Raw genomic sequence first — 15738 nt, forward strand, 5'->3', positions numbered from 1 at the left:
CGAGCTGCTGGACGAGCGTAAAGGAGACTTCCTCGGTCTCGTCCTTGGAGAGGGTGACGACTTCCGTTGCCGGGTCGTATCCGTCCAGTTCAACCGTCACATTGTAGGTCCCGACCGGTTTGTCTGCGAGGGTAGCATTCGTGAGGTCGCCGGTTGCGGTTCCGTTCAGGTAGACCGCTGCCCCCGAGGGCGTGGAGTTGATCTGCAGCGTCCCGAGCTGCTGGACGAGAGTGAAACTCACCGTTTCTGTCTGATTTGATGATACCGTGACGTTCTGAGTTTCTGAATCATATCCGCTCATTGCGACTGTTACATTGTAGATCCCGGTATCGAGATCGCTCAACGTCGCATTCGTGACCGATGCGTTCAGCACACCGTCAAGATAGATGGCGGCACCCGCAGGCGAGGAATTGATCTGCAGACCGCCGGTCTGGCGCACGAGGTCGAAGGTGACGAGTGTTGTGGCATTGTTCGAGACCGTCACCGAATCGTTCACGGCGGTCTCGTAATCGTCCAGCACCAGCGTGACATTGTAGGTGCCGGTATCGAGATTGCTAAGGGTCGCATTCGTGACCGAAGCGTTCAGCACACCGTCAAGGTAGATGCTCGCTCCCGCGGGCGTGGAGTTGATCTGCAGACCGCCGGTCTGGTGGACGAGATCGAATGAGACCTGGGTCGTCTCATTGTACGAGACCGTCACCGACTCGTTCACGGCGGTCTCGTAGTCCTCCAGCACCACCGTCACATTATAGGTACCTGTGCCAAGAGCGCTCAGGGTCGCATTCGTGACCGAGGCGTTCAGCACGCCGTCGAGGTAGATGCTTGCACCGGAAGGTGTTGAGTTAATCTGTAAACCCCCGGTCCGGCGCACGAGGTCGAAGAAGACAGACGTCGTTTCGTTGCCTGTCACGGCGACTGACTCATTCACTCCGGTCTCGTAACCGTCCAGCACCACCGTGACGTTGTATAGGCCCTCAGGCATGTCCGGGAAGGTGGCATTGGTTACCTCTGCTGAGTCAACACCATTGAGGGTGACGGATGCCCCTGCCGGAGCCGAGGTGACCGCAATGGTGCCGGTGCTATACGACTGCCACTGGAAGATCGGGTACTGACCCTTGTAGGTAAATGCACGCCAGATCTTTGTCGAATCGGCGCTGGTGCTGATGTTACCCGTAGACCAGTTCAGACCGTCGTCAGGCGTATCCCCGGTGAGGAAATCGATGTCCCGGAACTTCGTCGGATCGGAAACGTATGTGCCGTTGAAACAATCGCCGCCATTATAGTGCCGGTAACAGTTGGTGACGGTGCCGTCCTCATTTAACCCGATAAGACCGCCGGACTGATACAGAGCATTACCTGCGCCCGTTGCATAGCAGTTCGTGAGGGTGCCATCAGCCATTATACCCACAAGACCGCCGGCATAACACGCACCGGCAGTGGCATTGCCTGTCGCATAGCTGTTGGTGACGGTGCCCCCTTCCATCAGACTCACAAGACCGCCGGCATAATACGTACCGGCAGTGGCAGTGCCTGTTGCATAGCTGTTGGTGATGCTGCCACCAACAGCCATTCCCCCCACAAGACCGCCGGCACCATTTTCGGCAGTGGCAGTGCATGTTGCATAGCAGTATGTGATGGTGCCATCTGTTACACCCACAAGGCCGCCAACAGCCTCAGATCCACTGACACTGCCTGTTGCAGAACAGTTTATCATACTGCCTTCACTTGCACCGGCAAGGATTCCCACATTGGCTTTTCCCTGAACGCCACCGGTTCCGGTCGCAACGCTGAGATTGGTAATCTCTGCACCTGAACCGAGGTACCCGAAGAGGCCGATACTGTTAAAACCGCTTTTATCGATCGTAAATTCGCTGATGGTGTGGCCCCGACCGTCAAACGTTCCGGTGAAATAATAATCTGAACTGCTCCCGTTCCCGATCGTCTCCGTCGGGCTTCCTTCGGAGAGAGAGATGTCATTGGTCACGATGAAATGCTTGTCCCAGTTGGCGGAATCGGTCGAGAGATAGATGACATCGTCCCGGGTGCTGATCTGGTAGGGATTTGCCGCCGTGCCGTTGCCGCCGCTGTACAGCTGGACGAGGGTAAATGCAGCGGTCTCGGTCTCACCGGCACCGAGAGTGATTTCCAGAGATGCCGGAGTAGTAATATGCCCGTCACGTTCGGCCGTGACAGTATACGTGCCAGCGGGCATATCAGACAACGTCGCATTGGTCTGACTTCCGGTGGCGACGCCGTTCAGGGAGACGGACGCACCTGCCGGAGCTGAGGCGACCGCAATAGTGCCGGTGCCGAATGACTGCCACTGGAAGATCGGATACTGACTCTTGTAGGTATATGCCCGCCAGATCTTTGTCGAATCGGCGCTGGTGCTGATGTTACCCGTAGACCAGTTCAGACCGTCGTCAGGCGTATCCCCGGTGAGGAAATCGATGTCCCGGAACTTCGTCGGATCAGAAACATAGGTGCCGTCAAGACAATCGCCGCCATTATAGTGCCGGTAACAGTTGGTGATGGTGCCAGCGCTGCCTCCAATAAGACCGCCGGCATGAGACTGAGCATTCCCGGCGCCCGTTGCATAACAATTTTTGATGGCGCCATCGCTTCCCCCAACAAGACCACCGGCACCAATCGCGCTGGTAGTATTGCCTGTTGCGTAACAGTTTGTGATGGTGCCGCGATTGTAACCCGCAAGCCCGCCGGCAAAATCCGTCCCGGCATCGGCATTCCCGGTTGCATAGCAGTTTAGCGCGTTGCCACCAAATATCGAACCCGCAAGCCCGCCGGCAAACATATCTCTGGCAGTGGCATTGCCTGTTGCATAACAGTTTGTGATGGTGCCGCTGATGTCGCTATGCCCAACAAGCCCGCCGGCATTATCCGTCCCGGCATCGGCATTCCCGGTTGCAGAACAGTTTGTGATGGTGCCACCATTGTTATACCCGGCGAGCCCGCCGGCACAGCTCTCGTCGGCAGTGGCATTCCCGGTTGCAGAACAGTTTGTGATGGTGCCGTTATTGTAACCCGCAAGCCCGCCGGCATAATCCGTCTCGGCATCGGCATTCCCGGTTGCAGAACAGTTTGTGATGGTGCCAGTGCTGCCTCCAACAAGACCGCCGGCACCATTTTTGCCAGTGGCATTCCCGGTTGCATAACAGTTTGTGATGGTGCCAGTGCTGCCTCCAACAAGCCCGCCGGCAATACCCTTGTCGGTAGTGGCATTCCCGGTTGCAGAACAGTTGGTGATGGTGCCACCATTGTTATACCCGGCTAGGACACCGACCCAGCTATTTCCGGTTACGCCAGCGTCACCGGCGGTGATTCCCAGGTTCTTAATCTCTGCACCCGTACCAACATACCCAAAAAGACCGCCGTGATCAACACCGGTTTTATTCAGGGTGAAATTGCTGATGGTATGGCCCTGCCCACCAAACGTTCCGGTGAACGGGACTGTGATGTTGCCGATGGGTGCGGAGGGCTGACCGGATGTAAGAGTGATGTCATTATCCACGACAAAGTGCTTCCCGGCCCAGTCCTCCGGGACAGACACGAGTTCCTCGATATCCGCACTCGAGGTTATCCGGTAGGGGCTTGCTGCGGTTCCGTTCCCGCCGCTGTATCTGGAGAATTCAAAGAGCACGTCTTCTGTTTCGTTGGACGAGAGCGTGACAGTCCGGGAGAGAGGGGCCAGATTGGTGCGTGCGACGGTGATGTTGTAGGTCCCGGTATTGATGTCACTGAGCGTTGTATTCGTGACACCGCTCACAGTGCCGTTCAGGTAGATGGTCGCCCCTGCAGGAGTCGAATTGATCCGGAGATCTCCGGTCTGGTGGACAAGGTCGAAGGTGACCGGGGTCGTCTCATTGTTCGAGACCGTCACCGAATTGTTCACGGCGGTCTCGTAGTCCTCCAGTACCAGCGTCACATTATAGGTGCCGGTATCGAGATCACCCAGCGTCGCATTGGTGACACCGCTCGCAGTGCCGTTCAGGTAGATGGCGGCACCCGCGGGCGAGGAATTGATCTGCAGACCGCCGGTCTGGCGCACGAGGTCGAAGGTGACGAGCGTTGTGACATTGTTCGAGACCGTCACCGATTCGTTCACGGCGGTCTCGTAGTCCTCCAGCACCAGCGTGACATTGTAGGTGCCGGTATCGAGATTGCTCAGGGTCGCATTCGTGACCGAGGCGTTCAGCACACCGTCGAGATAGATGCCCGCCCCCGCGGGCGAGGAGTTGATCTGCAGACCGCCGGTCTGGTGCACGAGGTCGAATGAGACCTGGGTCGTCTCATTATACGAGACCGTCACCGAATCGTTCACGGCGGTCTCGTAGTCGTCCAGCACCACCGTCACATTATAGGTACCTGTGCCAAGAGCGCTCAGGGTCGCATTCGTGACCGATGCGTTCAGCACGCCGTCGAGATAGATGGCTGCTCCCGCCGGGGTCGAGTTTACCTGCAGCGTCCCGACCTGAGCAATCAAACTGAAGTTGACGGATGCCGTTGCATCACTGGCAAGGGTAATGCTCTGATATCCGGTATCGTACCCGGATTTTGTTGCGGAAACATTGTATGTTCCTGCAGGAATCGAAGAGAGTGTTGCATTGGTCTCGCTCCCGGTGGCGACGCCGTTCAGGGAAATGTTCGCACCGTCAGGCGTCGAGTTTACCTGGATCGTACCGGTGCCGAACGACTGCCACTGGAAGATCGGGTACTGACCCTTGTAGGTAAATGCCCGCCAGACCTTTGATGAATCGTCGCCGGTGCTGATGATATCCGTGGACCACTTCAGACCGTCGTTCGGCGCAGTGCCGGTGAGGAAGGCGATGTCCCTGAACTTCGTCAGATCGGAAACATATGTGCCTTCACGACAATCGCCGCCGTCATAGTGCCGGTAACAGTTAGAGGTGCCGCCGTATTCGTGGTACTCCCCGACAAGCCCGCCGGCAGATGTACTGGCAGTGGCAGTCCCGGTTGCATAACTGTTACTGATGAATAAATAGAGCCACCCGACAAGCCCGCCGGCATAATCACCATCAGCAGTGGCGGTCCCGGTTGCATAGCAGTTGGTGATGCTGCCATAGCTATACCCGACAAGCCCGCCGGCATAATTCGTCCCGGCAGTGGCAGTCCCGGCTGCATAACAGTTTGTGATGGTGCCACCGTTCCACCCGACAAGCCCGCCGGCATAATCACCATCAGCAGTGACATTCCCGGTTGCAGAACATTTGGTGATGGTTTTGGTGGTGCCTTTGCTATACCCAACAAGACCGCCGGCAAAGCCGCTGGCAGTGGCAGTCCCGGTTGCAGAACAGTTGGTGATTGTGCCTTCGCTATTCCCGATAAGCCCGCCGGCATAATTCGTCACGGCATCAGCATTCCCGGTTGCATAACAGTTGGTGGTGGTGCTGGTGGCGCCTTTGCTATACCCAACAAGACCGCCGGCATTGCTCCCGCCGGCAGTGGCAGTCCCGGTTGCAGAACAGTTTCCGATGGCGACCTCGTAGCCATACCCAACAAGACCACCGGCATTGTGAGCCCCGGCATTGGCACTCCCGGTTGCAGAACAGTTGGTGATGGGGCCTATGGTATACCCGGCAAGAACGCCGGCATTACTGGCGCTGGCAGTGGCAGTCCCGGCTGCAGAACAGTTGGTGATGTTACCATAATTGTTGCGACCAGCAAGGACCCCTACAGAAGTCTGTCCGGATACACCGGCGTCACCGGCGGTGACTCTGAGATTCCTGATCTCCGCACCGGTACTCAGATACCCAAAGAAACCGACATTATCAACACCGGTTTTAGCAATCGTAAAATCGCTGATGGTATGGCCCTGCCCGTCAACATTCCCGGTGAATGTCGTGCCGCTGTTCCCGATTGTCTCCGCCGGACTTCCTTCAGCGAGGGAGATGTCATTTGTGACGATGAAATGCTTGTCCCAGTTGACAGAATCATTTGAGAGATAGATGACATCCTCCCGGGTGCTGATCTGGTAGGGATTCGCCGCGGTGCCATTGCCGCCGCTGTACAGCGGGACCAGGGTAAATGCAGCGGTTTCGGTCTCACCGCTTAAGATGGTCACGTTCCTGAATCTGGGTGAGGAAATATAGCCGTCAAGTTCAACGGTCACGTTGTAGGTGCCTGGCAGATAATTGCTGAAGGTGGCGTTGGTGTAATTGCCGGTGCTGCTGCCATTAATGGAGATCAGGGCACCTGCCGGAGTGGAGTTGACCTGCAGCGTTCCGACCTGTTGGACGAGGGTGAAGTTGACAGATGCTGTTTCATCACCGGCAAGGGTAATGCTCTGATACCCGGTATCGTACCCGGATTTTGCTGCGGAAACATTGTATGTCCCCGCAGGAATCGAAGAGAGCGTTGCATTGGTCTCGCTCCCGGTGGCGACGCCGTTCAGGGAAATGTCCGCACCGTCAGGCGTCGAGTTTACCCGGATTGTACCGGTGCCGAATGACTGCCACTGGAAGATCGGATACAGACTCTTGGAGGTAAATGCCCGCCAGATCTTTGATGAATCAGCATCGGTGCTGATGATATCCGTGGACCATTTCAGACCGTCGTTCGGCGTAGTGCCGGTGAGAAACGCAATGTCCCGGAACGTCGTCAGATCGGAAACATATGTGCCGTCAAGACTATCGCTGCCGTTATAGTGCCGGTAACAGTTGGTGATGGTGCCCCAGTTCTCCCCGACAAGCCCGCCGGCATATTCATTCCCGGCAGTGGCATTCCCGGTTGCATAACAGTTGGTGATGGTGCCAGATTGGAGAAGTCCAACAAGCCCGCCGGCAAACCTACTCCCGGCATCGGCATTCCCGGTTGCATAACAGTTTGTGATGGTGCCTTCGACGTTATTCCCAACAAGACCACCGGCAAGATTACCAGTGCCGGTTGTGGCATTCCCGGTTGCATAACAGTTGGTGATGCTGCCTCCGCTGTTATACCCGACAAGACCACCGGCAAGATAATCACTGGCAGTGACGCTCCCGGTTGCATAACAGTTCGTGAGGCTACCCTTACTGTATCCGGCAAGGACACCGACATAGCACTTTCCGGTTACGCCGGCGTCACCGGCGGTGATTCCCAGGTTCTTAACCTCTGCACCCGAACCAACCCATCCAAAAAGGCCGACATAATCAACGCCGGATTTATTCAGGGTGAAATCGCTGATGGTATGGCCCTGCCCGTCAAAATTCCCGGTGAATCTCGTGCCGCTGTTCCCGATCGTCTCGGTCGGGCCTCCTTCGGAGAGGGAGATGTTCGCGGTCACGATGAAATGCTTGTCCCAGTTGACAGAATCATTTGAGAGATAGATGACATCGTTCCGGGTGCTGATCTGGTAGGGATTCGCCGCGGTGCCATTGCCGCCGCTGTACAGCGGGACAAGGGTAAATGCAGCGGTTTCGGTCTCACCGCTAAAGATGGTCACGTTCCTGAATCTGGGTGAGGAAATATAGCCGTCAAGTTCAACGGTCACGTTGTAGGTGCCTGGCAGATAATTGCTGAAGGTGGCGTTGGTGTAATTGCCGGTGCTGCTGCCATTAATGGAGATCAGGGCACCTGCCGGAGTGGAGTTGACCTGCAGCGTTCCGACCTGTTGGACGAGGGTGAAGTTGACAGATGCTGTTTCATCACCGGCAAGGGTAATGCTCTGATACCCGGTATCGTACCCGGATTTTGCTGCGGAAACATTGTATGTCCCCGCAGGAATCGAAGAGAGCGTTGCATTGGTCTCGCTCCCGGTGGCGACGCCGTTCAGGGAAATGTCCGCACCGTCAGGTGTCGAGTTTACCCGGATTATACCGGTGCCGTACGACTGCCACTGGAAGATCGGGTACTGACCCTTGGAGGTAAATGCACGCCAGACCTTTGTCAAATCGGCGCTGGTGCTGATGTTACCCGTAGACCATCCCAGACCGTCGTTCGGCGTAGTGCCGGTGAGGAAATCGATGTCCCTGAACGTCGTCAGATCAGATACATATGTGCCGTTGAAACACCCGCCGCTATTATAGTGCCGGTAACAGTTGGTGAGGGTGCCAGAAAAAACATATCCGACAAGACCGCCGGTATTACTCCCACCGGCAGTGGCACTCCCGGTTGCATAACTATTGGTGATGGCGCCCATGTTCTCCGCAACAAGACCGCCGGCATAATCATTCCTGGCAGTGGCATTCCCGGTTGCATAACAGTTGGTGATGCTGCCATCAGATCTGATTGACCCGGCAAGACCGCCGGCACAATCATACCCGGCAGATGCATTCCCGGTTGCATAACAGTTGGTGATGCTGCCATAACTTTGCCCGACAAGACCGCCGGCATATTCATCCCCGGCAGTGACATCCCCGGTTGCAGAACAATTGGTTATACTGGAACTGCCACAAGAGCCAACAAGACCGCCGGCCCAACTAGCCGTGACAGTGGCATCTCCGGTTGCAGAACAGTTGGTGATGGTGCCAGAATTGAAATACCCGACAAGACCGCCGGCCCAACTCTCCGTGGCAGTGGCATCCCCGGTTGCATAGCAGTTGGTGAGGGTGCCATCGCTTTCTCCAACAAGACCGCCGGCATACTCATTGGCAGTGGCGCTCCCGGTTGCAGAACAGTTGGTGAGGGGGCCATGGCTTTCTCCAACAAGACCGCCGGCATAATCCCCGAAGGCTGTGGCATTCCCGGTTGCATAACAGTTGGTGAGGGTGCCCGTGTTGTAACCGGCAAGGACACCAACATTGTTTGATCCGGATACACCGGCGTCACCGGCGGTGATTCTGAGATTCGAGATCTCCGCCCCGGAATCAACGTACCCAAAGAACCCGATATACGAACCGAACCAATTAAAAATCGTAAATTCGCTGATGGTGTGGCCCTGCCCGTCAAAATTCCCGGTGAATTTCGTGCTGCTGTTCCCGATCGTCGCCGTCGGGCTTCCGTCAGCGAGGGAGATGTCTGTTGTGACGATGAAATGCTTGTCCCAGTTTTCAGAATCGGTTGAGAGATAGATGACATCGTCCCGGGTGCTGATCTGGTAGGGATTTGCCGCCGTGCCGTTGCCCCCGCTGTACATCTGGACCAGGGTAAATGCAGCGGTTTCAGTCTCACCGGTCGCGAGGGTCACGGTCCTGAATCCGGGTGAGGGAATATAGCCGTCAAGTTCAACGGTCACGTTGTAGGTGCCTGGCAGATAATTGCTGAAGGTGGCGTTGGTGTAATTGCCGGTGCTGCTGCCATTAATGGAGATCAGAGCACCCGCCGGAGTGGAGTTGACCTGCAGCGTCCCGACCTGTTGGACGAGGGTGAAGTTGACGGATGCAGTTGCATCACCGGTAAGGGTAATGCTCTGATATCCGGTATCGTACCCGGATTTTGTTGCGGAAACATTGTATGTCCCCGCAGGAATCGCAGAGAGCGTTGCATTGGTCTCGCTCCCGGTGGCGACGCCGTTCAGGGAAATGTTTGCACCGGCAGGCGTTGAGTTTACCTGGATTGTTCCGGTGCCAAACGACTGCCACTGGAAGATCGGATACTGGCTCTTGTAGGTAAATGCCCGCCAGACCTTTGTCGAATCGGCCTCGGTGCTGATGATACTTGCAGACCATTTCAGACCGTTGTTGAGTTCATCTCCGGTGAGGAACGCAATGTCCCTGAGCGTCATAAGGTCGGGAACATATGTGCCCCAGGAATTATCGCCACCGTTATAGTGCCGATAACAGTTTGTGATGGTGCCAGTATTTGAACCAACAAGACCACCGGTCAAACTAGTCCCAACAGTTGCATTCCCGGTTGCATAACAGTTTGTGATAGTTCCTCCGTTGTTATACCCGACAAGACCGCCGGCAAATCTAACCTCCGCATTTGCATTCCCGATTGCATAACAGTTTGTGATAGTTCCTCCGTTGTTATACCCGACAAGACCACCGGCAAGATTAGCAGTACCGGTTGTGGCATTCCCGGTTGCATAACAGTTTGTGATGGTGCCTTCACTATACCCGACAAAACCACCGGCAGCATAATCACTGGCATTGGCATTCCCGGTTGCAGAACAGTTGGTGATGCTGCCAGTGTTACTGCCGGCGAGGACACCGACATAGCACTTTCCGGTTACGCCGGCGTCACCGGCGGTGATTCCCAGGTCCTTAATTTCTGCACCCGAACCAACATACCCAAAAAGGCCGACATTTTCAACACCGGTTTTACTCAGGGTGAAATCGCTGATGGTGTGGCCCTGCCCGTCAAAATTCCCGGTGAATTTCGTGCCGCTGTTCCCGATCGTCGCCGTCGGGCTTCCGTCAGCGAGGGAGATGTCTGTTGTGACGATGAAATGCTTGTCCCAGTTTTCAGAATCGGTTGAGAGATAGATGACATCGTCCCGGGTGCTGATCTGGTACGGGTCATCCGACGTGCCGCTTCCACCGCTATAGAGTTGTTCTACCTGCACCTGCCACTGGAAGAGTGGATACTCACTCTTATCCGAAAAAGCCCGCCAGATCTTTGATGAATCGGCATCGGTGCTGATGATACTTGCAGACCATTTCAGACCATTATCCGGTGATGTTCCGATTAAAAAAACATAGTCCTTAAATTTCGTAATATCAGTGATCAGAATTCCGGTTTCCGAAGGTCCACCGGTGTAACGGTAACAGTTCGTTACGGAGCTATCCCAATTGTAACCAACAAGACCACCGGCATATGAAGGAGCAGTGGCAATACCCGTTGCATAACAATTTATTAATGAGGAATCGATATTCCAGCCAACAAGACCACCAGCGTCACTTCCAGTTGCAGTGGCATTGCCCGTTGCATAACAGTTCGTTACGGAGCCAAAGTCATTCCAGCCAATAAGACCGCCGACATCATATTCAGAAGTGGCATTGCCCGTTGCATAACAGTTCGTTACGGAGCCATAATTCAAACCAACAAGGCCGCCGGCATCATAAAGAGTTGCAGTGGCAGTGCCCGTTGCATAACAGTTCGTTACGGAGCCATCATTCAAACCAATAAGACCGCCGGCATCACCTTCAGTTGCGGTGGCAGCGCCCGTTGCATAGCAATTCGTAACCAAGCCTCGATTATCTCCAACAACCACACCGACAGAATTGCTTCCGCGTACACCATTGGCATTCGTTTCAACGCCCAGATGAGTAATCTTTCCACCCGAACCGACACAGCCAAAGAGACCAATATTATCACTATCTTTCAACAATTCGAAGTTGCTGATCGTATATCCCTGCCCGTCAAAATTCCCGGTGAATTTCGTGCCGCTGTTCCCGATCGTCGCCGTCGGACTCTCTGAGAGGGCGATATCGGTGGTCACGACGAAATAGCTGCTCCAGTGTGCAGAATCAGTTGAGAGCTGGATAATGTCGCTCGCTTGACTGATCTGGTAGGGGTTGTCTGCTGTGCCGGTGCCGCCGCTGTACGCAGAAACCGGCGCTGCAACAACACCGCTGAACATCACCAGCAGCGTGCCTATCAGGAAAAAGAGCGCTCTCATCTCGCGGACATCTGGAGAACCTACACGGTATGAACAGATGAGTCGGGGGATCATTATGAGGAATTTGCATAATTTTGTATTTATTATTGTTCATTTGGTTTCGCCTGAAAAATGGCATTTGCACTCATTAAATGAAACTTTGTGGATAGATCTCTGGAAATAGGCCTTAATGTGCTGTTAAAAATTACCTTTTTCTGAAAAAATATCTTTGGTCAAAATAACCTCCCTCTGCCCCTATTCCCGACCGGGTGGATGCATCTCAACGTGCGGGAGGTGATCGGGTGATCGGGGGGGTGGGGCGAAGCTTCACCCTCCGCAACGGCGTGAGGGGAGGCACCCGGCACTCCCGTCTCCATCGTTTTCTGAGGGTTATGGGCGTATAATCCCGTCTAAAATGAAATAAAAACCAATTTTTTAAATTTTCATTTTTTATATTTTGAGATACTTTTATGTGGTATTGCAGTATAATATCCCGCTGACCTGAGATGCCCTCCCTGTGCAGTGATGAGTGTGTTGTTGCGATGCGGTGCGACCGTGATGTGAAATACATTGTTATTGACCAGTATCTCTTTGAAGTCCTCTCCAAAATCTCCTCCGTCGACGATCCCGCCCTCGAAAATGAATTATGCCGACTCCTGAAACGCATGCCGGTGAATGAGGCCATCGTCCACGTAAACGATGAATATCTGGAACAGATCTTTCGTATCTGCTACGGCTATATAAAGAACAATTCCGTGTGCGCCGCCATGCCTGAATCTGAGGCGCATCTCTTATAACGTCCTTTCAGGGGATTTCAGGTCCTCATACCCCATTTCAGCCGACTTCTTCAAGCGCCCTCTCCAGCACCGCCGCCGATGCCCGGGAAAAGGCGACAAGTATGACGTCCGGGGCGGCGGGATGGTCGCTGATGTAGGTCCTGAGCGTACGCGCCGCGATCGCTGCCGCCCGTTCGGGCGGAAAACCATATGCCCCGGTCGATATTGCAGGAAAGGCGATCGTCCCGACGCCGAGACGCTCCGCCTCCTCAAGGGAGCGGCGGTAGCAGGAGGCGAGGAGGTCGTCCTCGCCGTTCCCGCCCCCCCGCCAGACCGGTCCTGCCGTATGGATCACGAAGCGCACCTTCAGGCGGTAACCCGCCGTCACCCTCACCTCCCCGGTGGGGCACCCCCTGAGTCTCCGGCACTCGTCAAGGAGCGCCGGTCCTGCCGCCCTGTGGATCGCCCCGTCCACCCCGCCGCCCCCGAGGAGGGAGGTGTTGGCGGCGTTCACAATGGCATCGACCTCGAGGGTGGTGATGTCGGCGACGATGACGCGGATCCGGTGCTGCTCCTGTTTCATGGTTTTTCTCTCCAGAGAACGCCGGGATCAGGCGGCGAGCGCCCGGAACCACACGTCCCGCAGACCCACATTATGCTGGGCGATATAGAGGGCGTCTCCCACCTCGATCACCCCGTTCTCGTGGACATCGCTCTTTCTGAACCCCTCGCTCTCCGCCTCCGGCAGGGCGGAGAGTCCGACCACCTGCTTCAGCACCCGGAGGGTGTCCGCCTGATTCACCGCACCGTCCTCATTGGCGTCGCCGAAGAGGAGGGGCAGGGCATCGATATACCCCTCCTTCGTCACCGTCCCCGCCCCATTGTCCACCGTCAGGGAGACGGTGTAGGTGCCGGCGACCGTGTAGGTGTGCGCCGGGTGCTGCTCTGCCGATGTGGCGTTGTCCCCGAACGCCCATGACCATGCCGATGCCCCCTCAGGGGTGAGGTCGGTGAAACCGACGCCGAAGGGCACGACCCCAACCGTGCGGTTCGCCGTGAACGCCGGGTGCAGGGGCGTGATCGCCGTAATGGTCGTTGTCGTGCGGTTCTCCGTCCCGAAGGAATCGGTGACGGTGAGGTTCACCAGATAGGTGCCGCCGGCGGTGAAGATGTGGACCGGGTTCTGTTCTGTGGAGGTGGTGGTGTCCCCGAACTCCCAGAACCATGCCGTCGGACTGCCGGTGCTGGCGTCATCGAACTGCACCGCCAGCGGGGCAAAACCCGATGTGAGGTTTACCCGGATCCCGGCGAATAGCAGCGGGAAGTCCACATCGATATACCGCTCCGCCGTCTTTGTGCTGGTGCTCCCGAAGGAATCGGTGACAGTGAGGTTCACCGTGAACGCGCCGGGCATCAGGTAGGTGTGGAGGGGGTGCTGCTCCGTGGAGGTGGCATTGTCCCCGAACGCCCATGACCATGCTGTCGGTGTCCCGACACTCGTATCGGTGAAGGAGACGGTGAACGGCGCCGTCCCCGCCGTGCTGTTGGCGGAGAAGTTCGCCTCAAGGGGGGGCGCCGTCACGGCGATGTACTCGGACTCTGTCATCGTATCGTTCCCGAAGGCGTTCGATGCGGTCAGGGAGACCGTATAGGTGCCGGGCATCGCGTAGGTGTGGAGGGGGTGCTGCTCTGTGGAGGTCTCGTTGTCCCCGAACGCCCAGGACCATGCTGTCGGGGTTCCGGTCGAGGTGTCGTTAAACGCCACTGTCAGCGGCGCCTCGCCAGAGAGGGGCGATGCGGTGAAGGATGCGTTCGGCGGGAAACCGCTCGCATTATAGAGGGCGAAGGCGTCGACCCGCCCCGCCCCGAAGGTGTTGTCGAACCCACCCGTCCCGAGGTCTGCCGCCGTGGAGAGGAGCAGTCCCCGCATCTCGTCGGCGCTCCTCTCCGGAACAAGCCCCCAGACCAGTCCGCACACCGCCGCCACATGGGGTGCGGCGGCGCTCGTCCCGTAGAAGGGGTTCGAAAACCCGCCGGCGCCGGTGACCTGGACGCCGTCGGTGGCGACCACCTGGGGTTTGCCCCGTTCAGTCGCCGCCGGATAGGAGATGGTCGCCGGACCGCGTGAGGAATAGTAGCGGATCCCGTCGCGGTGGTCGATCGAACCGGCGGCGATCACACCCTCCGCCGCCGAATGCCCGTAGACCGAGTCCTCAACGGTGCGGTCGTCCGGGGGGATCATACCGCCGAAGGCATAGATCTCGAGGGTCCGCGCCGAACCCGAGTATTTCTGGACGGCGGCGTAATAGGTCGCCGTTGTTGTGCCGGTGTTGGTGATCCGCACCTCCTCGATCGGGTTGTCGTTCCCGTCCTGCGGTCCGGTGCTCGATGCCACCTGGACCCCGTTGGCGTCGTACACCACCAGGTCGTAGTCGTTCCCTGACGCCCCCCAGGGGTCGTTCCACTGGAGGATGAGATAGACCGTCCGTCCCGGCGACACCGTAAAGGGCAGCACACCCTTCTCCCCGAACTCGTGCCGTCCCTCGCCATCATCGCTGAAGAGGGCCTGATAGTGGCAATCAGCGTCGTTTCCGGCCGATGAGACATAGATCAGCCCCCCATCATCGACCAGGGACTGGATGTGCGAGGCGATGATCCCGTCCTCGAAGTAGGGCACCTGCAGCCAACCGATATCGTCGCAGATCACCGTGCACCCGGCGGCGGCAAGGGCTTCGATGGCATTATTGAAGGCGATCCAGTTGTTGCCGCAGTCATGGAAGCAGAGGTCGGCGTCAGGAGCGATGTCATGGACGATCTCCAGCATCGCCGTCCCTTCGTCCCCGCCGCAGGTGTTGGAGAGCACCTGCACATCGGACGGGAGATCACCGGAGGCGACGGCGTCGTCGATATGATCGACGCCATCCGATATGACTCCGATCCGCATGCCGGCACCCCCGTATCCGGTCGCCTCCCTCAGCGCCGCCGCCCGCAGCAGGGTGTCGCCCTCGGTCACCGTCGATCCCGTCCTGACCGACGGCGGCAGCACCTGACGCACCCAGAGCACCGACGGGACGGATGCCAGATCGAGAAGGTCGTCCGCAGACACATGGGCGGCGGCAAGGTGATGCTCCTCATCGCGGTCGGTCACCTCATCCGCATAGGGATCGATCACATGGGTGGATGCGGCGGCATCGAGCCCCACATACACATACACGCTTCCCCCATCGTCGGTTTCAGGTGCGCCGGAGAGCAGTGGGGCGCCGCTCACGGTTGAGCGGGCGATCCCGAGGAGATCAGAGGAGAGTTTTCCCTCAGATGCCGTAAGGTTCTCTTTATCTGTCTGAAACGCCGGACCTGAGCCCGGTTCAAACAGTGCTCCGGCCGGAACCGACAGCACTGACAGGAGTATGAGTATGCAGATGGTGAACGGTTTCATGGTGATCCCTCCCGGTGCAGGGGGTGAAG

4 protein-coding genes are annotated in these 15738 nt (G+C 57.0%); 1 reads left to right on the forward strand and 3 read right to left on the reverse strand.

Annotated features, from left to right (window positions below):
* A partial coding sequence (locus CUJ86_RS10620) for a PEGA domain-containing protein (protein ID WP_165394886.1) occupies positions 1-11518 on the reverse strand: 11518 nt, incomplete at its 3' end.
* Between the two features lie 485 nt (positions 11519-12003).
* Here CUJ86_RS10620 and CUJ86_RS10625 point away from each other — a divergent pair.
* Positions 12004-12294, forward strand: a complete 291-nt coding sequence (locus CUJ86_RS10625; protein WP_130647562.1) for a hypothetical protein — start codon at positions 12004-12006, stop codon at positions 12292-12294.
* A gap of 37 nt (positions 12295-12331) precedes the next feature.
* Here CUJ86_RS10625 and CUJ86_RS10630 read toward each other — a convergent pair whose 3' ends face one another.
* Both CUJ86_RS10630 and CUJ86_RS10635 read right to left on the reverse strand, forming a co-directional pair.
* Positions 12332-12856: an O-acetyl-ADP-ribose deacetylase gene (locus tag CUJ86_RS10630; RefSeq protein ID WP_130647563.1), complete on the reverse strand. Its 525-nt coding sequence runs from the start codon at positions 12854-12856 to the stop codon at positions 12332-12334.
* A 27-nt stretch (positions 12857-12883) separates the two neighbouring features.
* Entirely contained in the window at positions 12884-15709 is a 2826-nt protein-coding gene (locus tag CUJ86_RS10635) for a PKD domain-containing protein (protein ID WP_130647564.1), read from the reverse strand.
* Positions 15710-15738: the final 29 nt, after the last annotated feature.

It is taken from the genome of Methanofollis fontis (assembly GCF_004297185.1).
Lineage (GTDB): Archaea > Halobacteriota > Methanomicrobia > Methanomicrobiales > Methanofollaceae > Methanofollis > Methanofollis fontis.